The sequence below is a fragment of the Lentzea kentuckyensis genome (assembly GCF_002150765.1).
In the GTDB taxonomy this organism is placed as follows: domain Bacteria; phylum Actinomycetota; class Actinomycetes; order Mycobacteriales; family Pseudonocardiaceae; genus Lentzea; species Lentzea kentuckyensis.
In genome coordinates this window covers 25956-48483 of record NZ_MUYM01000031.1, presented here as the reverse complement: position 1 = coordinate 48483, position 22528 = coordinate 25956, and the positions used below count along the sequence as shown (strand labels likewise).

Sequence of the window (22528 nt, the reverse complement as noted above, 5' to 3'; positions counted from 1 at the left end):
TGGCTATGCGATCTTCGGCACCGGCTTCGCGCTGACCGCCGGAACTTCCTTCTCCGCCAGCCGTTCCGTCTTCGCCCACGAGTTGCGCCCGGCGAAGTGCCGGTAGAGCGCGCGCAACGTCGAGATCGAGCCCAGGATCAGGAAGAGCGGGTAGGCCAGGCCGACCGCGAGGCACCGCCACAGCGGCTCGTCACCGTGCTTGAGCCGATGCACCACACCCCAGATCAAGCCTGGCAGCACCAACGCCACGAGCCAGATTCCCAGCGCCAGCAAGGCGTTCGAGCCGTTCGCGGTGAACGCGCCGATGTTGTGGCCACTGAACTGCGCGTAGAAGTTTATGCCCACCAACGCGGTGATGAGCAACGTCATCGGCGCGACCAGCCACGGCGTCAGCAGGTACTGCAGGAACTCGAGCAGCGCGACGGATCCCACGTGCTTCGCCCTGATCAGCTTCGGCACGTACCCGAGACACTGCAGGTTGCCCTGGCCCCAGCGGGTGCGCTGGCGCAGCAGCCGTTGCACGTCGGTCAGGCCCTGCTGGGTGATCGTCGCGTGCGTGGCGTAGCGGATGCGCTGGCCGGTCAGGTGCACGCGCAGGCCCAGCTCCAGGTCCTCGACCAGGCAGGCGGACCAGGGCGCGTCGCCGAGGTCCATCAAGGACTTGAGCCGCACGAACTGGCCGTTGCCGCCGAGCCCGACCGTGCCGAGGACGTCGCGCAACGACTGTGAGGCGTCCACAACGCAGCTGAATTCCAGATCCTGCAGGAACGCCAGCAGGTTGGTGCGGTTGTGGATGCGCACACGGCACTGCACGGCACCGACGCCGCGTTGTGCGAAGTACGCGCTGATCTCGGACAGCATGCCGGGCTCGCCGCGGCCGTCGCCGTCGATCACGCCGACGATCGTGCGGTGCACGGTGCCGGCCTCCTCGGCGAGGCCCCGGATGTAGCGGAACGCGTGGTTCAGCGCCTCACCTTTGCCCTTGCGGGCCTCCGGCGGGTCGCGGCGCAGCACGTGCAGCCGGTGGTCGTCGATCTCGGCCAGCACGTGCGGCGTGCGGTCGTCCGAGCCGTCGTCCACGACGACGACCTGGACCGGTGTGCGGGCGCCGTCCAACGCGAGCGCGGAACGCACTGTGTTAGCTACAACGCGTTCCTCGTTCAACGCCGGAATGATGATCCAGTACTGCAGGGGATGTCGGGAAGGAACTTCTGGTCCACCCGGTTTCGGCCGCCACCAGACGAACAGTGCGAGCACCAGGTTGTAACTGGGCCAAAACACGAGCAAGACGAGCATGAACGTCGCGAATTGTGTCGTGTCGGTCATGACACAAACCTGTCTACAAAAGCGGTTGCGCTGGCAACGACAGCGCACCGGATGTGAAGTTGAGGCATTGCTGACTCCTGGTAACGATGCGCTGGGCTGGTGCGAGATACCAGACATCAAGGCCGGGAGCTGGTGTTCGAGGCGAGAGTAAGGGCTGGTGAAGCAGAGCGTCAACAGGCCATATCGGGGACGAATGCAGCGCCGTTACACGAAGTTCGTAAAGCTAATCACCGATATGGCGGTACCTGTGCGGAGCGGGTACCAATTGATTGTGAGCGACCATCTAGTCGCTACCTGTGATGGCGCACGTTCGCCGCGCGTGCCTGAAGAGTCCAAAGAGGTAAAAGATGGGACTAAGTGCCCTGGTGCCCGGCCCTAGGCAGTTCGATCGGGGCGCGGTTCCCGAGGTTTTCCTGGTTGCGGGAACTCGCCCGGAAGCAGTGAAGATGGCGCCGGTCGCTGCCGCGATGTTCGTCGGCGGGCGCATCCGGCCGGTGCTGGTGAATTCCGGGCAACACCCGGAGATGGTCGACCAGGCACTGGAGTCGTTCGGCTTCGCCGCCGACGTCCGGCTCAAGCTGAACCGCGTCACGGGCGGGCAGGCCGAGCTGACCAGCCAGCTGATCGAGGAACTCGACCGGCTCTTCACCGAACGTTCGCCGAGCGCGGTGCTCGTCCAGGGCGACACGACGACGACGCTCGCCGGGGCGCTCGCCGCGTTCTGGCAGCAGATCCCGGTCGTGCACCTGGAGGCCGGCCTGCGCTCGCACGACCTGACCTCGCCGTTCCCCGAGGAGGGGAACCGCAAGATGGTCGGCCAGCTCGCCTCGCTGCACCTCGCGCCGACCGCCGACTCCGCCGCGCACCTCGCCGCGGAGTCGTTGCGGGGCAACAACGTCCTGACCATCGGCAACACCGTGGTGGACGCCGTGCTCGACGTGGCCGCCCGCCGCGCTCCCTACGGTGACACCCGGCTCCAGGAGATCGAGAACCGGGTCCAGGCTGGACAGTCCCGTCTGGTGCTGGTCACGACGCACCGGCGCGAGTCGTGGGGCGAGCCGCTCGACCGCGTGCTGCGCGCGGTGGCGGACATCGTCGAGGCCAGGCCCGACGTCGAGGTCGTGCTCCCGGCGCACCCGAACCCGGCCGTGCGCCGGCAGGTGCTGGACGTGCTGGGCGGAGTCGGCCGCGTCACGATCACCGACCCGTTGCCGTACGCGCAGATGGCTCGTCTGCTCGCGCAGTGCACGTTGGTGCTGTCCGACTCCGGCGGCATCCAGGAGGAGGCGCCGTCGTTCGGCGTGCCGGCGCTGGTGCTGCGGGACGTGACCGAGCGGATGGAGGCCGTCACCGCGGGCTGCGCCGTGCTCGTCGGCACCGACCGCGAGCGGATCACCTCGCTGACCGTGCGCCTGCTCGACAACCCTTCCGCACGCGAGGCGATGACCGCCGACGGCAACCCGTTCGGCGACGGGCTCGCGTCCGTGCGCACCGAACAGGCATTGGCCTGGCTGCTGGGCCTGCAGCAGCAGCGACCCGTTGAGTTTGCTCCCTACACCGGCAGCGCGACCGTGCGCATGTCGGGAGAGGTGGATGTGGCATGAAAGGCCGACTACTCAAGTTGGCTGTCGGGGTCCTCCTGGCGGCCTCGATGGTCCCCGTGCCCGCCGCACAGGCGGACCTCTCGCTCGACCTGCACCTCGGCGAGCTCGTCGACAACGTGTTGCCCGCGCCGCCGACGCCGCGGACGAAGCCGTCGACGACCAGCACCCGCTTCACCAAGCTCACGGCGGACCCCAAGCCGATCACGACGGTGCTCGGACCGCTGTCCCTGTCGTTGTCGCTCGGTGCCACGTCCACCGCCGCCGCGGCCGGCTCGAACGGCGGCGGCGCACCGGGGGCGAAGGCTGGGCAGAAGACGCTGGTGCTCTACGACAGCACCGGCCCGTGGGCGTGGCTCGGTGAGGCGTACGCGGCGCAGGCGGGCAACCTCGTCTCGCACGGCAGCTCCTACGTCATGCACCCGGTCGCGTCCTACACCGCCGGCGAGGTGTCCGGCTACACCGGCGTGATCTACATCGGCTCGACCTACGACGAGCCGATTCCGGTGGCGTTCCTCGACGACGTGCTGGCGACCACCAAGCCGGTGTTGTGGATGGCGCACAACATCTGGCAGCTCACCGCCCGTGCGCCCAGCTTCAGCACGACGTACGGCTGGAACTGGGTCCAGTTCGACTTCGGTGCCGCGACCACGGTCCGGTACGAGAACACCGACCTCGGCCGCAGCTCGCTCGCGACCCCGTCCGGCCTGATGATCACGCAGATCACCAACCCGGCGATCGCGTCGGCGCCCGCAGTCGCGAACGGCTCGGCGTACGGCCCGATCAACTGGGCGACCAAGGCGAAGAACCTCACCTACATCGGCGAGATCCCGTTCAGCTACGTCGACCACGGTGACCGCTACCTGGCCGCGGCCGACCTGATCTCGCGAGTGTCGAACCCGGCGATGGCCGACCGCAAGCGGGCCCTGGTGCGCATCGAGGACGTCGGCCCCGACGCCGACCCGTCCGAGCTGCGTGCGATCGCGGACTACCTGTACCGGCAGCGGATTCCGTTCAGCATCGCGGCGTACTCGAGGTACGAGAACCCGTACGGCGTGGAGAACAACGGCGTGGCCGAGTCCTACACGCTGGCGCAGCGCCCGGACGTGATCAACGCGTTGCGGTACATGCAGAACCGCGGTGGCACGATCCTGATGCACGGCTACACGCACCAGTTCGGGAATCTGATCAACCCGTACGACGGCGTCAGCGGCAACGACTTCGAGTTCTACACGGCTCACGTCGACGCCAACAACAGCGTGATCTACGACGGTCCGGTGCCGGGCGACTCGGCGGCGTGGGCGCAGGGCAGGATCAACTCGTCGACGACGGCGTTCGCTCAGGCCGGGTTCCCCCGTCCGACGATCTTCGAGCCGCCGCACTACGCCGCGTCCGCCGCGGACTACGAGGTGATCCAGCAGAACTTCGGCAAGCGCTACGACCGTGGCCTGTACTTCGCCGGATACTGCCCGAACGGCGCGTGCGGCACCGGCACGCCGCAGTACGACAAGATCTACGGCCAGTACTTCCCGTACCTGGTCCGCGACATCTACGGCTCCGTCGTGGCGCCGGAAGCGGTGGGCAACGTCGAGCCCGAGCCGTTCAACAACCACCCCGCCCGGCTGCCCGCCGACCTGATCAAGACGGCGAACCAGCTCAAGGTGGTCGATGATGGTGTCGCGAGCTTCTTCTACCACCCGTACCTCGGTACCGGGTACCTGCGGGACACCGTCAACGGGCTGAAGAGCGCGGGCTACACGTTCGTGTCCGTCGGCACGGTGATGGCGGGCTGACAGGAGGTTCTGTGCGCTGGTTGTGGACGGTGCTGATCCTGGCCGGGTGTTCCGCCGGTCCGGCCGGCCCGCCCGCACCCGGTGGCACGGACGAGGACTGGCAGGTCACCGTCTACTACACGGCGGTCGAGTCGTTCCACAGTGGACCATCGGTGCCCGTGCGCGGGTGCCAGGTCATCGACTGCGAGAACGGCAACGACCTGCTCGGCACCTTCCCGCAGTCGTTCGCGAAGGCGGTGAAGGACGAGGGTACCGGCCGGACCGCCTCCGGCCGGTACCTGAACTGGTCCCACGACAAGGGCTACTGGCTCGACTCCGAGCCCCGTGACTCGTTCGGCAAGCCCCTGAGGCCCTTCGTCTCCGCGGCCGCCGACGGACTGAAGACCGGCTCGCGGATCAAGCTGGTCTCGTGTGGACTGACGCCGGACGGCGCGAACGTCGACCACACCGTCTGCCAGAAGCTGGCGGCCTCGTCGTGGGAGATCACCGACGAGTTCACGCCGGGGCTCGGCGGCGAGCGGCACATCGACCTCTACCTGGGCGAGGAGACCGGGCCGAAGTTCACCGAAAGTCCTTGGTACACGACGTTTTCCGAGGCCGTGCTGGAGGTTCGCCAGCCGGGCTGAGGCTGGGAGCCGCAGTGAGAGACCGCTACTTCGCGGTGGTGAACCACTTCCACCCGGAGGTCACCGACCCGTTCCTGCTCCTGCGCAGACCGGAGGGGAGCCGCCGGTTCGAGCGTTACGACGAAAACCGCGACTGGTTGCCCGCCGGTCGCCAGTGGCGTCTCGGCGAACCGGTCAGTGGTGAGGTGCTGGACCACCTGTTGGTGTCCTGGGTTCCGCGCCCGGTGCGGGTCGAGCACCGGTACTACGCGTTCCTGGACGACAACGACGATCCGTTGCGGCTCGCACACCTGTGGAACGACGCCAACGGCGTTCTCGCGGAGAGGACGTTCGTCAGCGACCGCTGGCGGGTGGTCGGCCCCTGCGTGTTCGAGGGCGAGAGACGGATCGAGATCGGCGAGGCGCGGGCACGCGAGCTGGAGGAGGTCGTGACGCGCCTCAACCGCGCGCCGGCGGACGGCCGCTACCGCTACTGGGCCGTCGTCGACCACGTGCTGCAGCGGGTGTTGCGAACCTGGGGCGGAGACGACGGAACGCGGTACGCCGAGTGGTCCATGGGACCCGGCTGGCACCGCGTGCACGTGCTCGGGTTGGTGCGCAACGGTTCCGCGTGGCCGATCACCCGGGAAGAGGCGGACGAGCTGCGGCGGTCGTTCCCGTCCGCCGCAGCCCTGTTCGCGTGCTACCAGCCGAGCTGAGCCGCCAGCTTCCGCGCCTGCTCCAGCACACCGGCCTGCTGCTGACCCGGCTCGGGCAGCGGCACACCGGGACAGGTCAGGTCCTTCGACGGCGTCACGCGGTCGACGAGGTAGCGCTCGACGATGTCGTCGACGCAGTCGTTGCCGAACCCGTAGATGCCGTGATCACCCTCGTTCTCGACGGTCAGCATCCGCGAGCCCGCGAACCCGGCGTGCGACCTGCGCGCGCCTTCGAGCGGCGTCGCCGGGTCGCGCACCGACTGCACCATCAGCGTCGGCGTGACGCCGATGCCGTTGGGGTGCTTGAGGTTCACGTTCGGCCGGTCCCAGAACGCACAGGGGCCCATGATCTGGTAGTACCCCATCAGCGGCCACTTGGCCCCGTCCCGGGCGGCGTCGCGTTCCAGGTACCCGCGGTCACCGCGGAACGGCGTGTCGTTGCACAGGATGGAGTTCAGCGTGGCGGTCTGCGCGTCCGGGTAGCTCGCCTGCGCCTTCAGCTGCGTGGGCAGCGCACCGGCCAGTTCGGCCAGCTTCCGCGCGGCGCCGTCGAACGCGTACTTGCTGTACTGGCTCCGGATGAGCACGAAGTCCAGCGTGACCGGGTAGTACGTGCCTTCCGGCAGCGTGACGGGCTGCTGTCCGAGCTTCGCGCGCGTCCGTTCGTAGGACTGCCGCACCTGCTCAGCGGTCTTGCCGAGGTGGTAGACGTTGTCGTACTTGGCCACCCACGGGAGGAAGTCGACGCGGAAGCGCCGCTCGAAGCCCATGCCGAAGTTGTCGAACACCGGCTGCCACGTCCCGGTGAAGTCGACGTTCGAGTCGAGCACGATCTTGTCGAGCGTCTTGGGAAAGTACGTGGCGTAGTAGGCGCCCATCCAGCTGCCGCCGGAGTAACCGAGCCAGTCGACCTTCTTGCGTCCCAGCACCTGACGCAGCAGGTCGAGGTCCTTCACCGTCTGGTCGGTGGTGATGTACCTGCCGAGCTCGCCGGACTTGGTCTGGCAGAACTTGGCCTGCAGCTCCATGCCGCCGTAGATCAGGTCCAAGTTCGCCTTGCTGCGGTCGCGCGGGTCCGTCGAGCCGAGCGTGTCGAACAGGCCGCAGGTGACGTTGCTGCTGGCGCCCGTGCCGCGCGGGTCGATGCCGTAGATCTCGGCGTTCTCGCTCAGCTTCGGCCGGTTGAGGTAGACCAGCGGCAACGTGCGTCCCTCACCGCCGGGGCCACCGGGGTTGGTGAAGACCGCCGTCTTCGCCTTGCCGCTCTTCGGAACCGTGCGGCTGACCGCGATGGTGATGGTCTTGCCGTTGTTCTGGTTGTTCCAGTCCATCGGTGCGGTGAAGGTGCCGCACTCCAACCGTTCCGCGCCGGGCGGGAAGCCCGGCGGTACCGGGTCGAAGCACCTCTGCCACTTGATCTCCTGGGTGGCGAACTCCGACTGCGCCTGAGCTTGGGGTGCGATCAGCAGGGACGTTGCCGTCACCGCGGCCAAAGTCGCCGCGATTCTCTTGCGGTACATGCGTTTCCCCCTTCTACCAACCGAGTTGGGTGGCGTACTGCCGTGCCGTCGTGAGCGACTTCTGCGCGGCCTCGCCGGGCGCGGGCAGCGGAACCCCTGGGCACGTCAGGTCCTTCGCGGGCGTGACGCCGTCGACGAGGTAGCGCTCGACGATGTCGTTCACGCACTTGTTGCCGAGCCCGTAGATGCCGTGGTCGCCCTCGTCCTCAACGGTGAGAAGGACCGAATTGTTGAAGTTCCGGTGTGCCTTCTGCGCGCCTTCGAGCGGCGTCGCCGGGTCGCGCACCGACTGCACCATCAACGACGGCGCGACACCGATTCCGGTGGGACGCTTGAGGTTCACGTTCGGACGGTCCCAGAACGCGCAGGGCGCCATGATCTGGTAGTAGCCGACGAGCGGCCACTTGGCCCCGTCCCGGGCGGCGTCCCGCTCGAGGTACTTGCGGTCACCGCGGAACGGTGTGTCGTTGCAGACGATGGCGTAGGCGGTGCCGGACTGGGCGTCCGGATAGCTGGCCTGCGCCTTCAGCTGCGCGGGCACGGCACCGGCGAGCTCCGCCAGCGTCTGCGCGGCGCCCGCGAACGAGTCCTTGCTGTACAGCGCGCCCCGCAACAGGTAGTCGAGCGTCACCGGGTAGTAGACGCCCTCCGGTCGCGTGACGGGCTGCTGCGCCAGCTTGGCACGCGTGCGTTCGTAGGCCTGGCGCACCTCTTCGCCGGTCTTGCCGAGGTGGTAGACGTTGTCGTACTTGGCCACCCACGGGAGGAAGTCGACGCGGAACCGGCGCTCGAAGCCCATGCCCCAGTCGTCGAACACCGGCTGCCACGGCCCGGTGAACTCGGCGTTGGAGTCGAGCACGATCTTGTCGAGCGTCTTCGGGAAGTACGTGGCGTAGTAGGCGCCCATCCAGGTGCCGCCGGAGTAGCCGAGCCAGCTGACCTTCTGCTTGCCGAGGAGCTGGCGCAGGAGGTCGAGGTCCTTCACCGTCTGGTCGGTGGTGACGTACCTGCCGAACTCGCCGGACTTGGCCTGGCAGAACTTGGCCTGCAGTTCGATGGCGCCGTAGAGCAGGTCGAGGTTGGCCTTGCTGCGGTCACGCGGATCGGTGACGCCGACGGTGTCGACGTTCCCGCAGGTGACGTTGCTGCTGGCACCGGTGCCGCGGACGTCGATGCCGATGATGTCGGCGTTCTCGCTGAGCTTGGGCCGGTCGAGGTAGATCAGCGGCAGCGTGCGGCCGGGACCGCCGGGCCCGCCGGGGTTGGTGAAGACCGTGGACTTCGCGGTGCCCGTCTTGGGCCTGAGCCTGCTGACCGCGATGGTGATGGTCTTGCCGTTGTTCGGGTTGTTCCAGTCCATCGGCGCGGTGAAGCTGCCGCACTCCAGGCGTTCGCTGCCGGGCGGCAGTCCGGGTGGCGGTGTGTCGAAGCACTTCTGCCACTTGATGTCCTGCGACGCGTGCGTCGACTGAGCCTGGGCCTGCGGGGCGATCAGCAGGCTCGCCGAGGTGGCCACGGCCAGTGCCGCCGCCAGTTTTCTGCGGTGCATTCGGTTGTTCCCCCTCCTACCGCCCGAAACCGGGCGGCACCCTCAGCTCATCGCTTTACGGGTGCGGGAACATCGGCCTTTGGGAGACAACCGGGTACAACTCTGGTCTTACGCCGACCCGGGCAAACCCCGATGACGTACGTCATTCAACGATGAAGGGACCCTTCATCCACGTCAGGTGGATGAAGGGTCCCTTCATCGTTTGAGTGCATCGGATCAGCAGGACTGCTTGTAGAAGTACTTCGAGTTGGCGTCCGCGTCGGCCTTCGTGATGGCGACGAGATCGGTCTCGATGTTCCGCTTGTTCTCCTTGCCGTCGATCGCGGCGAGGGCCTGCTCGACACCCTGCTTGCCGATCGTGCCGGGGTCCTGCGCGATCAGCGCCTGAACCGTGCCCGCCTGCAGGTCCTGCACCTGCTTGGGCGAGGCGTCGAACCCGACGAGGTTCACCGCACCGGTCTTGCCCGCGTTGCGCAGGCCGGTCGCGGCACCCTCACCGGTGTTCAGGTTGGTCGCGAACACCCCGATCAGGTCGGGGTTGGCGGCCAGCGTCGCGGTCACCTTCGAGGCCGCGGTGGCGGGCTCGTTGTCGGTGTACTGCTGGCCGATGTACTTGAGGTTCGGGAAGGCCTTGATGGCCTCCTCGAAGCCCTTGGCGCGGGCGTCCGTGGTCGACGTGCCGGCCTTGGTGTTCAGCACCAGCACCGAACCCGTCTTGCCGGTGGTGAGCTTGTTGAGCGTCTCGGCGGCGAGCTTGCCGCCCTGCTCGTTGTTGGACGAGATGGTGGACGAGGCGATCGAGGTGTCCTGGAGCTTGGTGTCGACCTCGACGACCTTGATACCGGCGTCCTTGAGCTGCTTCATCGGGCCGGCCATGGCCTTGTCGTCGGTCGGCGCGATCAGCACCGCCGCCGGCCTGTCGGCCAGGATGCCGGTGACGATCGGGGTCTGCTGGGCCGCGTCGAACTTCGCCGGTGCCTGGGTCTTGGCCTCGTAGCCCGCGGCCTTGGCGGCCTCCTCGAAGCCGCACTGCATGGAGATGTAGAACGGTTCCGCCGCGATGCCGGGAATCAGCACCAGCTTCTTGTTCGCGGCCGAGTTGCCCGAACCCGAGTCACCAATCTGCCCGCCTCCGCCACATGCGGTGAGCAGGAACGCGGCGGTGACAGCCACTGCGGAGCGGATCTTCATTGGTCCAGCATCCTTCCCTCAACGTTGGTTGCGCGCCCGTCGCCGTGTCTGGTCCAGCCACACGGCGGCGACCAGCACGATCGCGACGGCGATCGGCTGCCAGAACTCCTCGACCCCGATGATCACGAGGCCCTTCTCCAACACCGCCGGGATGAACACGCCGAAGACCGTGCCCAGCACCGAACCCAGGCCGCCGAAGATGCTGGTACCACCCAGGACGACGGCGGCGATCGCGTTCAGGTTGTCCGTCTCGTGGCCGGTGACGACCGCGACCCGGAAGAACGCGTTGCCCATGAAGCCCGCGAGGCCCGCCAGGACGCCCGCGAGCAGGTACACCTTCGTGAGATGGCCGCGCACCGAGATGCCGACGCGCCTGGCCGCCTCCTCGTTCGAGCCGACCGCGTAGGTGTAGCGCCCGAAACGGGTCGTGGAAAGGAGAAGCGCGCCGAGAGCGGTGACGATCGCGGCCACGATCACGATGTTCGGGATGCCGAACCACGTGCCGGAGCCGAAGGTGCGGTTCAGCCGGTCCGGGATGCCGGACACGTTGGAACCGTTGTTCAGCAACAGGGCCGCGCCCTGCGCCGCGCCGAACGAGCCCAGGGTCACGATCAGCGGCGGGATCTTCGCGCGGGAGATCAACAGGCCGTTGAGCAGACCCCACACCGCGCCGCTGACCACGGCGACCAGCAGGCCGAACGCGATCACGCCCCAGCCGGCGTTCGTCGCGTCCCCGCCGGACACCGCGTTCATCGCCATCGCGGAGGAAACGCTGGCGAACACCAGCACCGAGCCGACGGACAGGTCGATGCCGGACGTGATGATCACGAACGTCATGCCGACCGAGAGCACCAGCAGCACGGCGGTTTCCGCGAGCAGGAACTGCAGCGTGGTCACCTGGAAGATCGCGTCCGGGCGGATCGCGCCGAACACCGCGACCAGGACCAGCAGGACCAGGCCGATCCACAGCGTGTTGGCGCCGGTTAGCTGCTTGAGCAACGGGGTGCGCCGCTCGTCCGTCGAGGATGACAACGTTGTCTTCTCGTCGGTCATCACGCCGCGTCCTCCTGCGATAGCGCGCCGGTCATCGCGCCGACCAGCTCCTCCACGGTGGTGTCCGCGGCTTTGAAACGGGCCACGCGACGGCCGAGGCGCAGCACCTCGACGCGGTCGGAAACCGACAGCACCTCGGGCATGTTGTGCGAGATCAGCACCACCGCGATGCCCTCGTCGCGCACGCGCTTGATCACGTCCAGCACGCGTTCCCGTTGCACCACACCGAGTGCGGCGGTCGGCTCGTCCATGAACACGAGCTTCGACGCCCACGCCACCGACCGTGCGACCGCGACGGACTGACGTTGTCCACCGGACAGCGCCGCGATCGGCACGTCGATGCTCTGCAGCGTCGCGCCGAACCGGCTGAAGTGCTCGGCCGCCTGCCTGCGCATGGCCTTCTTGTCGAGCACCCCGAGGAACCCGAGGACGCCGGGCTTGAGGATCTCCCGGCCCAGGAACATGTTCGCGGCCGGATCGAGGTCCGGTGCGACCGCGAGGTCCTGGAACACCGTCTCGATGCCCCGGTCGCGGGCGTCGTTGGGGGAGTCGAGAACGAGCGGCTTGCCGTCGAACAGCAGGGTGCCGCTGGTCGGCTGCTCCACCCCGGACAGGCACTTCACCAGGGTGGACTTGCCCGCGCCGTTGTCGCCGATGAGCGACACGACCTCGCCGGGATAGGCGGTGAACGAGGCACCGCGGAGAGCTTCCACGGTGCCGTAGTTCTTCGTGAGATCACGAGCCTCCAGCAACGGCTCGCTCATGGCGACACATCCTCCACTGTGGACAGTACGGGCGGTCGGCAGCGGATCGCCACCAGGTCACCGGTCAGCCCGATCTCGCCGGCCGCGTGCGGCACGACGACGGTGCTGCCCTGGTGCACCTCCAGCTCACCGAGCTGGCCGGCACCCTCCAGCACCACCAGCACGGCGAACGACGGCTCCAGTGCGAAGGAACCCTCCACGTGCAGGCGGTCGGCCTGGAAGAACGGGTTCGCGTCGGGGCCGAGCAGGTCGACCGACGGCGCCCACTTCTCGGACGTCTGGTGCACCAGCCTGTCGAGCCGGCCGCCCCAGCCGTGCCGGTCGACGCACTCCAGTGCGACGTCGTAGCCGAGGCCGAGGTGACCGATGTCGCCGTTGGCGAGGAAACCCTGCCACTCCAGCGTCACCGAGAAGTCCGTGGGCTGCTGCAGTTCGACGATGAACACGCCCTCGCCGATCGCGTGCGGCACCCCGGCGGGCACGAAGACCGTGTCGCCGGGCCGCACGCACACCGGGTTCAGCGCGTCCAGCATCGCCTTGGTGTTCTGCGTGGCGACCCAGTCCGCGACCGTCTCCGCCGGCACGTCGTCGCGGAATCCGATGTAGACGGTCGGGTTCGCGCCGGTAGTGCCGACGACGATCCACGCCTCCGTCTTGCCGTGGCGGCAGTTCAGGTGTGAGGACGCGAAGGCGTTCGACGGATGGCAGTGCACGGGCAGGCGCTGGCCGGCGTCGAGCAGCTTCACCAGCAACGCGGTGTCCGCGCCGAACTTCGCCGCGTGCTCCGGGCCGAGCCATCCGGTCGGGTCCGCCTCCACGGCGTCGCGCAGCAGCACGCCGTTCGGCAACGTTGTCAACCCGGCGTCGCTGCGTCCGTACAGCGTTGTCGTGGACGCCACCCAGTCCTCGGGGCCGAAGTCGCCGCTGGTGCCACCGCGCAGTGCGGCGATCGCCTCACCACCGCGGTAGAACTGCTTCGGCTGGTTGGCGGGCAAGTTGACAGGCTGGTGGAGCACACCAGAACTCACGCGTGGACCTCCCCGGATCCTCGTGGCACCAAGCGCACCGGCAGCACGACGCGGCGCGGTGGTGAGTTGTCGCCGTCCAAGCGGGCGAACAACAAATCCGTGGCCGCCTTGCCGAGCGCGCTCGCGTCGTGCGCGATCACGGTCACCGGCGGCGACAACAGGTCGGCGAGCTCGAAGTCGTCGAAGCCCACCAGGGCAGGGCGTTCGGTGGTGCCTGCGAGCGAGCGCAGGATGTGCACGGTGATGCGGTTGTTGCCGGCCACGATCGCCGTCGCGGGCTCGCGCAGGTTCTGCAGCCGTTGCAACGTGGTCGCCACGCTGCTCTCGTCGTGCGGCCCCATCGCCACGAGCTCCTCGTGGTACCCGATGCCCGCACGCACACAGCCCTCGCGATAACCACGCAGGCGTTCGTTGGCGGTGAAGATGTCCGGCGCGTCCCCGAGGAACGCGATGCGGCGATGTCCGTGTGCGGCCAGATGGGTGACGGCCTCGACCGTGCCACCGATGTTGTCCACCAGCACGGTGTCCGCCACGACGTCGCCCGCGGGCCGGTCCAGGAACACCACGGGCGTGCCCGCGCGCATCTCCGGCACCAGATAGCTGTGCTGCAGCCCCGCCGGAACGATCAGCAACCCGTCGACCCGGCGGCTGCAGAACTCCAGCGCCAGCTCGCGTTCCCGGCCGGGATCCTCGTCCGACGACCCCGAGATCACCTGTCTGCCCCGCAGTCGCGCGATTTCCTCGACAGCGCGGGTCACGCCGGAGTAGAACGGGTTGCCGACGTCCTCCAGCACCAGCCCGATCGTGCCGGTGGACGAGCCGCGGCGCAGGTTGCGGGCACTCAGGTTCCGCCGGAACCCGAGTTGGTCGATGGCTGCCAACACGCGTTCGGCGGTGGACGGGTGCACGCCCGGTTCGTCGTTGACCACGCGCGAGACGGTCTTGATGCTCACGCCCGCAAGCCGCGCGACGTCGTTCATCGTCGCGCGACGTACCTTGCGCTGACCGGCGATCGGTCCGCTGGGGGACAACGTTGTCATAGTGGCCGTATCTCACCCCGCCTTTACGGCCTTGTCAACCGTTCCGGAACCGGTCAAGGGTCGCTTCGTTTCCGCACTTGCCTAATCCGGAACAGGACAGGTGACGCCGGGTGGTCTTGATCTTCGCCAGGTGGATTCGGTGACGGAGGCTCGTCAGTCCCAGTAGTTGAAGAGCGCTTCGCCGAGGGTGCTCGACCGCCAGTAGGTGATGTCGTTCGACGAGATGTGGGACCAAGTCGCGGCGTCGAACGGGCCGTTCAGCTCGGGCAGGGTGAGCACCCGAGATCTCGGCAGCAGTGCGGCCAGTGCAGCCACCAGTTCAGGAGCGTCGACAAACGTCAGCGGGCCCGACTCCCCGGCGCCGTCGGCAAGGTGGATGGTTCGGGGCTCTGCGAGAGCCAGCATCGCTGAGTCCCGCGTGCAGGCCACGGCGACAGCGCGATCACCGTGCCGGGGCGAACCCGGCGCAGGATCGACGCGAGCGTGTTCGCCGGGATCGCGAGCTACCGCAGAAGCCGCCGCGCCAGCACTTCGGGGAACGTGGCCGAGTCGGCCTCGATCTCGAACCGACCGCTGCCGTCCTCGATCGAGAACCTCGCCGGGTCCTGCGATGCAATCACGTCGATCTCAACGTTGCCGGCGGTGCAGGTCAAGTGCCAGTGCCAGACTGCGGCGGGGCTCGGTTCCTCCACGGGATCGACGTCCACGAGGAGCTGCAGTCCTTCGGTGGCGACTTGAGCACGCGCACTGTCGATGAGGCCGTCGAGGCGCTCGCGCCGCGGCCTCCACGCGTTCTCAGGGGTGTCACTCACGCCAGTCATCTTCCTCTGATGCTCACCGGCCACCCGTCTGAACCCTCCACCACTCCGGCTTCCCAACTAGGGTGGAGGCGTGGACGCACTGGACCCCATCGAGTCGGTCAACACGTTCATCGGTACGAAGGACGAGGGCAACACGTTCCCCGGCGCGTCCATGCCCTTCGGCAAGACGCACTCCAGCCCGATCGGCTCCCACTACGCCGGCTACCGCTACGACGACCAGCAGATCAGGGGCTTCGGGCACTTCTTCCTGTCCGGCGCCGGCTGCTGGGAACAGGGCGGTCTGGTCCCGATCCTCCCGGTCACGCGACTCCCGGGCAGCTTCGACCACAAGCGCTACGCCACCCGCTACTCCCACGACGGCGAGATCGGCAAACCCGGCTACTACAAGGTCAAGCTGGACCGCGACATCACCGTCGAATGCACCGCGACCACCAGAACGGGTGTCGAGCGGTACACGTTCCCTGCAGGCGTCAACGGCACACTCCTGATCAACGTGGGCCAGGCCAACGACAAGGAACCGGTCTCGGCCAGCGGCATCCGAGTCCTCGACGACCGCACGATCACCGGAACCGTGGAGACACAGGCGTTCTGCGGCGGCCGGCCGTACACCACCTACTTCACCACCAGGTTCGACCGTCCGTTCCGGGAGTTCGGCACCTGGACGCCGGGCGGACCCAGGCCGGGGCAACGCGAATCAGTCGGCGGCGCCGGGCTTCGGGGGGCCTGGGTCACGTTCGAACCGGGTCCGGTCACCGCGTACACGTCTCTGTCCCAAGTGGACGAACAAGGCGCAACCGGCAACCTGACAACCGAAACCACCGGCAAGACCTTCGACGAGATCCGCAACGACGCGCAGGACGCGTGGCGGAAAGAGCTGTGCTGCATCGAGATCGAGACGGAGGACTGGGACGAACGCGCGGTCTTCTACACCGCGCTGTACCACGTGCTGCTGCAGCCGTTGACCGGCAGCGACGCCGACGGCCGGTACCGCGGCTTCGACAACCAGATCCACACGGCAGACGGCTGGACCTACTACGAGTACTACTCGCTGTGGGACACCTACCGTGCCCACAACCAGCTCCTCGCGCTGATCCGCACGCAACGAAGCAAGGACATCGCCAGGAGCGTCCTCGCCATCCACGAACAGGGCGGCTGGCTTCCGCGCTGGGCGTACGCCAACCAGGAGACGAACTGCATGACCGGCGACCCGGTCACGCCGTTCCTGGTGGACCTGTGGCGGTTCGGTCACCTCAAGGACCGGGAAGAACAGGCGTACCAAGCCCTGCTTCAGAACGTGGACGGCATCCCGCCCGGAAGCTCCAGGTTCCAGGGCCGGTCCGGCAATCCGAACTACCTCAGGAACGGCTTCGTCCAGTACGACAAGCGCTTCCCGAAGAAGGGCCAGGACACCGACCCGCACCACGGCGCGTCCGCGACCCTCGAGTACGCGCTGGCCGACGCCACGCTCGCGATCATGGCCGAGGCGCTCGGTCACAAGGAAGACGCGGAGCGACTCAGGAAGCGCGGGCTCAACCACCGCAACCTGTGGGACCACAGCGTCACCGACCGCGGCTTCACCGGCTTCCCGCGACCGAAACTCGACAACGGGGCGTGGCTCACCCCGTTCACCCCGCAGGGGCCGGAGGGGTTTCACGAGGGCACGGCCTGGCAGTACCAGTGGCTCGCCCAGCACGACGTGCCCGGCCTGATCACGGCGCTCGGTGGCAAGGCGGCGGCCGAGGCGCGGCTCGACGACTTCTTCGCCTACGCAGATTTGCTCACGGATCCGGCGCGGACCGTTCGCGAGAAATGGGTTGTTGGGCCCTACGACTACTACAACCAGTTCAGGTACAACCCGAACAACGAGCCGGACCTGCATGCGCCGTGGATGTACGCGCTCATCGGCAAGCCGGAGAAGACGTCGGTGGTCGTCAGGGCCGCGCAGACGTTGTTCGTCAACGGACCGGCGGGCGTCACGGGCAACGACGACCTCGGCACGATGTCGGCCTGGTACGTGTTCAGCGCGCTCGGGATGTACCCCGCGGTGCCGGGAACCGGTGAATTCGTGTCACACGCGCCCAGGTACGCAAGGGCTGTGATCCATCTGGAGAACGGCAAGGACATCGTGATCAAAGCTGAGGCCGCCGACACCACGAAAACGCAGGTGGTGGAGCGGGTTCGGAGTGGGTGGCTGGGGAAGGCGAAGGATCGGATCGAGCTCGCCGAACTGCGGTCGGGGACCACGATCGAGGTCGACCTTCACACACTTTCCAATTGAGACGCCAAAACGGTCGTAGGCTCGTGGGATGGGCACCTGCGCGAGCTGCGGCAGCGATTTCGCGCCCCTGCCGTCGCGGGCGCGGTATTGCTCGAACGCGTGCCGTCAGCGTGCCTATCGTCAACGCTCCGCGGGTACGTCCACTGTGGTCGCGGAGGTACCCGGGTACGGCGACGTGTTCGTCGGCAGGGAAAGCCAGCTGGCCGAGCTGCTTCCGTTGCTGCGCAAGCACAGGATGCTCACCCTCGTCGGCGCGGCCGGGGTCGGGAAGACGCGGCTGGCGGTCGAGCTCGCGAAGCGCGCCAAGCGGACCGAGGTGCGGACGGTCGAGCTCGGCAAGCTGAGCCGGCCAGGCCAGGTCGTGCAGGCGTTCGCGGAAGCCGTTGGGGTGTACCAGCACGCGGGGGTCGCGCTCAGGACCACGTTGCTGCACGAACTCGCGAACCGAAGAACCCTGCTGCTCGTCGACAACTGCGAGCATCTCGTCGAAGAGTGCTGTGACATCGTTGACGCGCTCTTGTCGCGCTGCCCGAACGTGCAGGTCCTCGCCACGAGCCGGGAAGCCCTGAGGGCCATCGGTGAGGCCGTGTACCCGTTGCACGGCATGGACGAGGACGCCGTCCGGCTCTTCGCGGAACGCGCTGGCACGACAGGTGACCAGGACTTGGTCGCCGCCATCTGCGCCCGGCTGGACGGTGTGCCGCTCGCCGTGGAACTGGCCGCGAAGCTCTCCCGGTCGGTGCCGCTGGGCGAGCTCACGAGCCGCCTCGACCACCGGCTCGACCTGCTCAGCGACGCCGGCGAGCAGGCGCGCCACCAGAGTCTGCGCGCGGCCATCGCGTGGAGTCACGACCTGCTGACCACGCCGGAGAAGGAGTTGTTCCGCCGGCTCGCGCCGCTGCCCGGCGGGTTCGGGCTGGAGATCGCCCAGGTCGTGCACGGCGCTCCGGTGATCGGCCTGCTCACGGCGTTGCAGGCGAAGTCGTTGGTGGCGCGGGAGAACGACGGCCGCTTCCGGATGCTCGAATCGGTCCGGCTCTACGCGGAGGAACGGCTGAGGGAGCAGGGCGAGTACGAGGTCACCGCCGAACGGATCATCGCCTGGCTGTGCGAGAAGGGCGAACCCGGCGTCGCGTCGTCGATCCTGGCGCCGGAGCAGTTGAAGGCGCTGCACCAGGAGTACGACAACGTGGCGCACGCGTTCGCCCATCTGGTCGCACCGCAGGACGAACGACGGCTGATGCTCGCCACGATGTTGCTGCGGGTGTGCTTCGACCGCGGTTACTACACCCAGGCGGGCGCGGTGCTGATGCAGGTGCTGCACCGGTCACCCGCCGACACCCGCTACCGGATCCTCGCGCTGGAGTACGCGTCTCTGCTGGCAAGCCACGAGGAACGCCACGACGAAGCCGTGAAGTACGCCATCGAGGCGGTCGACACCGCGGAGGCCAGCGGGCAGGACCTGATCATGTGCCGGATGTTCCGCACGCTGGCGGGCGCTTACGACGGTGCGGGAGACGCGCCGAACACGACATGGGCGTTGCGCCAATCGATCCAGCACGGCGTACGCAACGGCAACGACGTGAGTGTCGCGGTGTCGAGTCAGAACCTCGGCTGGCTGCTGCTCGCCCAGGGCGACGTGGACGGGGCGAGCGTCCTGGTCGAAGGCGCGTTGCCGGTGCTGAGAGCGCATGCGCGGCCGGACGTCGTGGCGGCTGCTGTGCACACGTCGGGCTGCATCGCGTTGGAGCGCGGGGACCTGACGACGGCCGGCACGCGGTTCGCCGAGAGCGCGCGGATGTCCGCGAGCCTGCCGCGCGCGGTGCCGGAGTCGGTCGAGGGTCGTGGCCTGGTCGCGATGCTGGCAGGGCGGCACGAACTCGGTGTGCGCCTGCTGGCCGCGTGCCGGCAGATGCGCACGGCGTGGGGTGTTCCGCCGGAGCCGTGGTGGCAGCGGAAGATGGACGCCGCACTGGACCTCGCGCGGGAGTCCTTGTCCCGCGCGGCTTTCGACCGAGCCCTCACCGCGGGTCAGGCGATGGACGTCCGGCACGCCCTGGAAACCGCGCTGGACGAGGAGATCGTCGGGGACCCGGTGCTCAGCGACCGGCAGCGGATGGTGGTCGAGCTGGTGGCGCAGGGAATGACGAACGCGCAGGTCGCCGCCAAGCTCGGGATCTCCCACCGGACCGTGGAATCGCACGTGCACAACGTGAAAGCGGCCTTGGACCTCTCGACTCGCGCGCAGCTCGTGGCCTGGGCCCAGTCGAACTGACCGGCCCAACTGAGACGTAACGCTGCGGTTCATCCGGATGACTTCACGCCCAGTGGCGTTCATTGTGGGACAACCAACGGAAGGGGAGGGGGCGACGTGAAACCGTTCCGTCTGCTGCACCCCGACCTCGTGCCGCAGCGACGTGAGTCGTTGCAGCACGCTGCGTCCATGCTCGTCCAGATGGGGTTGGACGACACGGTGCTCTCGGCGCCGCTGGTGCACCAGCGGGTCGCCCGTGTGGTGCTCGCGAGCAGTGACGTGATCGAGTGGAAGCCCGGTCACGTGATCCAGGACACCGGCCACGACGAGCGGTTCGGCATCGTGCGCGTGGGCGGTGACCGCGGTGGCGTGTTCGTGTCCAGCGTCCTGATCGCCTACCTCGACGTGCTGGAGAACGCGGCCAGGATGGGCACCTCGATCAGCGAGGACTCGTGGCGCACCCTGCTCTGGGCGCCGACCGCGCTCTTCGACCACGTGCTGCGCCGCCCCCAGGTCGGCATGACCGTCGTGACCCCCGGCCCCGGCACCGAACACCTGCCCTGCGAACGCACTCAGGCCGGCCAGCGCCTCTACCTCGCGCTGATGCAGGTCGTCCGGTTCGCCGTCAGCGGCGTCGTGCGGGCCCAGGACGACAGCCCGCTGGTCGAGGACTGCGTGACGCTCGCGACCGCGTGCCTGCGGGCCGCGACGGTCGCGCTCGCGTTCGCCTGCGACGTCGGCGACGACCACCCGTTGCCGATCATGGAGAACTCCGAGCACCGCTTCCTCTGGCAGAGGATCAGCGAGGTGCGCGCCGCCGTGCCACGGGCCCGCTTCGACCAGTTCGCCGCGGCGCTGCACAGGCTCAACGACGTGTACACGGCGAGTCCGCTCCTCGTTGTGGGCAGCTGACTTCGAACGTCTCGACTTCGCGCCGACTTTCGTCGTTCCGCCCCGCGAACGAACCCGCGGTGACCTAACGTCCGCGCCATGACGGAGGAACGGTCGGCGGTCGTGGTGCGGGACGTCCGCAAGAGCTACGGCGAGCTGAAAGCGGTGGACGGCGTCTCGTTCACCGTGGCCGAAGGCGAGTTCTTCGGCATCCTGGGGCCCAACGGCGCCGGCAAGACCACGACGCTGGAGATCATCGAGGGCCTGCGCGAGCCCGACAGCGGCGAGGTGACGCTGTTCGGCGAGCGTCCCTGGCCGCGCAACGTGAACCTGCTGCCGCGCATCGGCGTGCAGCTGCAGGCGACGTCGTTCTTCGACAAGCTGACCGCCAAGGAACAGCTGCAGACGTTCGGCTCGCTCTACGGCGTGAGCCGTGGCACCGCGGCCGACATGCTGGAGCTGGTCGGCCTCGCGGACAAGGCGAACGAGCAGGAGAACAAGCTCTCCGGCGGCCAGCGGCAACGGCTCTCGATCGCGTGCGCGCTGGTGCACGACCCGGACATCGTGTTCCTCGACGAACCGACCGCGGCGCTCGACCCGCAGGCCCGCCGCAACCTCTGGGACGTGCTGCGCGCGATCCAGGAGCGCGGCAAGACCATCGTCTACACCACGCACTACCTCGACGAGGCCGAGATCCTCTGCGACCGCGTGGCCATCATGGACAACGGCAGGATCCTCGCGCTCGACCCGCCCGCGGTGCTGGTGCGCGGCCTCGACGCGCCGACCCACGTGACGTTGCAGAAGGGCGTGCTGTCCGTCGTGGACGCCTCCTCGCTCGACGGTGTGGAGGACGCGCACGAGGACGAGGTGTCGCTGACCATCTCCACGCGCCGCCCGGCTCCCGTGCTGTCCGCGCTGGCCGACCGCGGCGCGCTGGACGGCCTGCAGGTCCGCACGGCCACCCTGGAAGACGTGTTCCTCAACCTGACCGGTCGGGAGTACCGCGCATGATCGCGTTCAAGACGCTCTCGGTGGCGATGCTCAAGGGGTTCGTCAGGGACAAGGTGACGCTGTTCTTCACCTTCCTGTTCCCGCTGATGTTCCTCGTCATCTTCGGCCTGATCCTGCGCGACGTCGGCGCGGACAAGACCAAAATCGCGGTGGTCGGCGACGGTCCGATCGTCTCGGCGCTGCGCGACAGCGGTGCGTTGGAACTGGAGTCCTACAACGACGTCGACGCCGCTGTGCAGAAGGTGAAGGACGGTGACCTGCCCGCCGCGCTGATCATTCGCGGCCAGCGGCTCGACCTGCGGTTCGCGCAGAGCGACCAGGTCAAGTCGGCGACCGTTCTCGGAATCGTCAACGGGTTCGTGGACAAGGCGAACCTCGCCGCGACCGGTCAGCCGCCGAAGTTCACGTTCGCGGCGGAGAAGGTCGAGGACGCCTCTCTCAAGCCCATCCAGTTCCTGACGCCCGGCATCCTGTCGTGGGGTGTGGCGGTGTCGGCGGTGTTCGGATCGGCGTTGACCCTGGTGTCGTGGCGGCGCAAGCAGGTGCTGCGACGGATCCGGCTGGCGCCGGTGTCCGCCGCTTCCGTGCTGTCGTCGCGGATCCTGGTCAGCACCGGTGTCGCGCTGCTGCAGGGTGCGATCTTCATCGGCGTCGCGTCGCTGCCGGTCTTCGGGTTGCGGCTGTCCGGCTCGTGGTGGCTCGCGATTCCGTTGCTGCTGCTGGGAACCATCGCGTTCTTCGCGCTCGGCATGTTGGTCGGCGCGTTCGCCAAGACCGAGGAGGCGGCCTCCGCGGCGGCGAACATCGTGGTGCTGCCCATGGCGTTCCTGTCCGGCACGTTCTTCCCCGTCGACCAGGCACCCGCGTGGCTGCAGACCGTGTCGAAGATCTTCCCGTTGCGGCACATGAACGACGGGATGCTCGACGTGCTGGTGAGAGGCAAGGGGATCGAGGCTCTGGCGATGCCGGCGGCGATCCTGGTCGGCTTCTCGCTCGTGGTCGGGTTCATCGCCTCCCGCGTCTTCAAATGGGAGGAATAGGACATACCCTGACAGACCCGGTGGTCGTGTGCTCCCCGTCACGG

The 22528-nt window shown here is 68.0% G+C and carries 19 protein-coding genes; 9 read left to right on the top strand and 10 right to left on the bottom strand.

The genetic code is table 11. The features are described from left to right. Positions 1–3: 3 nt before the first annotated feature. Positions 4–1326: a glycosyltransferase family 2 protein gene (locus B0F77_RS16550; protein ID WP_086663793.1), complete on the bottom strand. Its 1323-nt coding sequence runs from the start codon at positions 1324–1326 to the stop codon at positions 4–6. Positions 1327–1673: 347 nt separating this feature from the next. Here B0F77_RS16550 and wecB point away from each other — a divergent pair, with 347 nt between their 5' ends. The 4 genes from wecB to B0F77_RS16530 are packed head-to-tail and all read left to right on the top strand — an operon-like array spanning position 1674 to position 6044. Next, complete coding sequence (gene wecB / locus B0F77_RS16545) at positions 1674–2930, top strand: non-hydrolyzing UDP-N-acetylglucosamine 2-epimerase (RefSeq protein ID WP_086663792.1); 1257 nt, start codon at positions 1674–1676, stop codon at positions 2928–2930. Continuing rightward, positions 2927–4720, top strand: coding sequence for a DUF2334 domain-containing protein (locus B0F77_RS16540; RefSeq protein WP_245848266.1), 1794 nt, complete (start codon positions 2927–2929; stop codon positions 4718–4720). The genes wecB and B0F77_RS16540 overlap by 4 nt, the downstream gene beginning before the upstream one ends. Before the next feature lie 11 nt (positions 4721–4731). Then, positions 4732–5346 (top strand): hypothetical protein, encoded by a 615-nt coding sequence (locus tag B0F77_RS16535; protein WP_211293834.1) that lies wholly within the window; start codon positions 4732–4734, stop codon positions 5344–5346. A 14-nt stretch (positions 5347–5360) separates the two neighbouring features. Continuing rightward, entirely contained in the window at positions 5361–6044 is a 684-nt protein-coding gene (locus B0F77_RS16530) for a hypothetical protein (protein WP_086663791.1), read from the top strand. Here B0F77_RS16530 and B0F77_RS16525 read toward each other — a convergent pair. The 9 genes from B0F77_RS16525 to B0F77_RS16485 all read right to left on the bottom strand — a co-directional run bounded on the left by B0F77_RS16525 (position 6029) and on the right by B0F77_RS16485 (position 15001). Further along, positions 6029–7564: an alpha/beta hydrolase gene (locus B0F77_RS16525; protein ID WP_086663790.1), complete on the bottom strand. Its 1536-nt coding sequence runs from the start codon at positions 7562–7564 to the stop codon at positions 6029–6031. The two genes, B0F77_RS16530 and B0F77_RS16525, sit on opposite strands and share 16 nt — an antisense overlap. Before the next feature lie 13 nt (positions 7565–7577). Beyond that, positions 7578–9113 (bottom strand): alpha/beta hydrolase, encoded by a 1536-nt coding sequence (locus B0F77_RS16520; protein WP_086663789.1) that lies wholly within the window; start codon positions 9111–9113, stop codon positions 7578–7580. Between the two features lie 216 nt (positions 9114–9329). Continuing rightward, positions 9330–10304, bottom strand: a complete 975-nt coding sequence (locus tag B0F77_RS16515; protein ID WP_086663788.1) for an ABC transporter substrate-binding protein — start codon at positions 10302–10304, stop codon at positions 9330–9332. An 18-nt stretch (positions 10305–10322) separates the two neighbouring features. Continuing rightward, positions 10323–11357 carry an ABC transporter permease gene (locus B0F77_RS16510; protein WP_086663787.1) on the bottom strand — a complete coding sequence of 345 codons (1035 nt, stop codon included), beginning with the start codon at positions 11355–11357 and terminating at the stop codon, positions 10323–10325. Then, the gene (locus B0F77_RS16505) at positions 11357–12121 is read right to left on the bottom strand and encodes an ATP-binding cassette domain-containing protein (protein ID WP_086663786.1); all 765 of its coding nucleotides are present in this window, start codon (positions 12119–12121) and stop codon (positions 11357–11359) included. Before B0F77_RS16505 ends, B0F77_RS16510 begins: the two co-directional genes overlap by 1 nt. Next, positions 12118–13116, bottom strand: coding sequence for a class I mannose-6-phosphate isomerase (locus tag B0F77_RS16500; RefSeq protein WP_245848264.1), 999 nt, complete (start codon positions 13114–13116; stop codon positions 12118–12120). The genes B0F77_RS16505 and B0F77_RS16500 overlap by 4 nt, the downstream gene beginning before the upstream one ends. A 29-nt stretch (positions 13117–13145) precedes the next feature. After that, positions 13146–14129: a LacI family DNA-binding transcriptional regulator gene (locus B0F77_RS16495; RefSeq protein WP_086663784.1), complete on the bottom strand. Its 984-nt coding sequence runs from the start codon at positions 14127–14129 to the stop codon at positions 13146–13148. 213 nt (positions 14130–14342) lie between these two features. Continuing rightward, entirely contained in the window at positions 14343–14594 is a 252-nt protein-coding gene (locus B0F77_RS16490; protein ID WP_086663783.1) for a hypothetical protein, read from the bottom strand. Between the two features lie 98 nt (positions 14595–14692). Then, a complete protein-coding gene (locus B0F77_RS16485; protein ID WP_086663782.1) occupies positions 14693–15001 on the bottom strand; it encodes a hypothetical protein in 309 nt (102 codons plus the stop codon). Positions 15002–15080: 79 nt separating this feature from the next. Between B0F77_RS16485 and B0F77_RS16480 the strand changes: the two genes are divergently transcribed. The 5 genes from B0F77_RS16480 to B0F77_RS16460 all read left to right on the top strand — a co-directional run bounded on the left by B0F77_RS16480 (position 15081) and on the right by B0F77_RS16460 (position 22484). Continuing rightward, the gene (locus B0F77_RS16480) at positions 15081–17288 is read left to right on the top strand and encodes a GH92 family glycosyl hydrolase (RefSeq protein ID WP_086663781.1); all 2208 of its coding nucleotides are present in this window, start codon (positions 15081–15083) and stop codon (positions 17286–17288) included. Between the two features lie 28 nt (positions 17289–17316). Then, entirely contained in the window at positions 17317–19563 is a 2247-nt protein-coding gene (locus B0F77_RS16475; protein WP_086663780.1) for an ATP-binding protein, read from the top strand. A gap of 96 nt (positions 19564–19659) precedes the next feature. After that, complete coding sequence (locus tag B0F77_RS16470) at positions 19660–20454, top strand: hypothetical protein (protein WP_086663779.1); 795 nt, start codon at positions 19660–19662, stop codon at positions 20452–20454. Between the two features lie 78 nt (positions 20455–20532). After that, entirely contained in the window at positions 20533–21444 is a 912-nt protein-coding gene (locus B0F77_RS16465) for an ABC transporter ATP-binding protein (protein ID WP_086663778.1), read from the top strand. Next, on the top strand, positions 21441–22484 hold the full coding sequence (locus B0F77_RS16460; protein ID WP_086663777.1) for an ABC transporter permease: 1044 nt from the start codon (positions 21441–21443) through the stop codon (positions 22482–22484). Before B0F77_RS16465 ends, B0F77_RS16460 begins: the two co-directional genes overlap by 4 nt. Positions 22485–22528 lie beyond the last annotated feature (44 nt).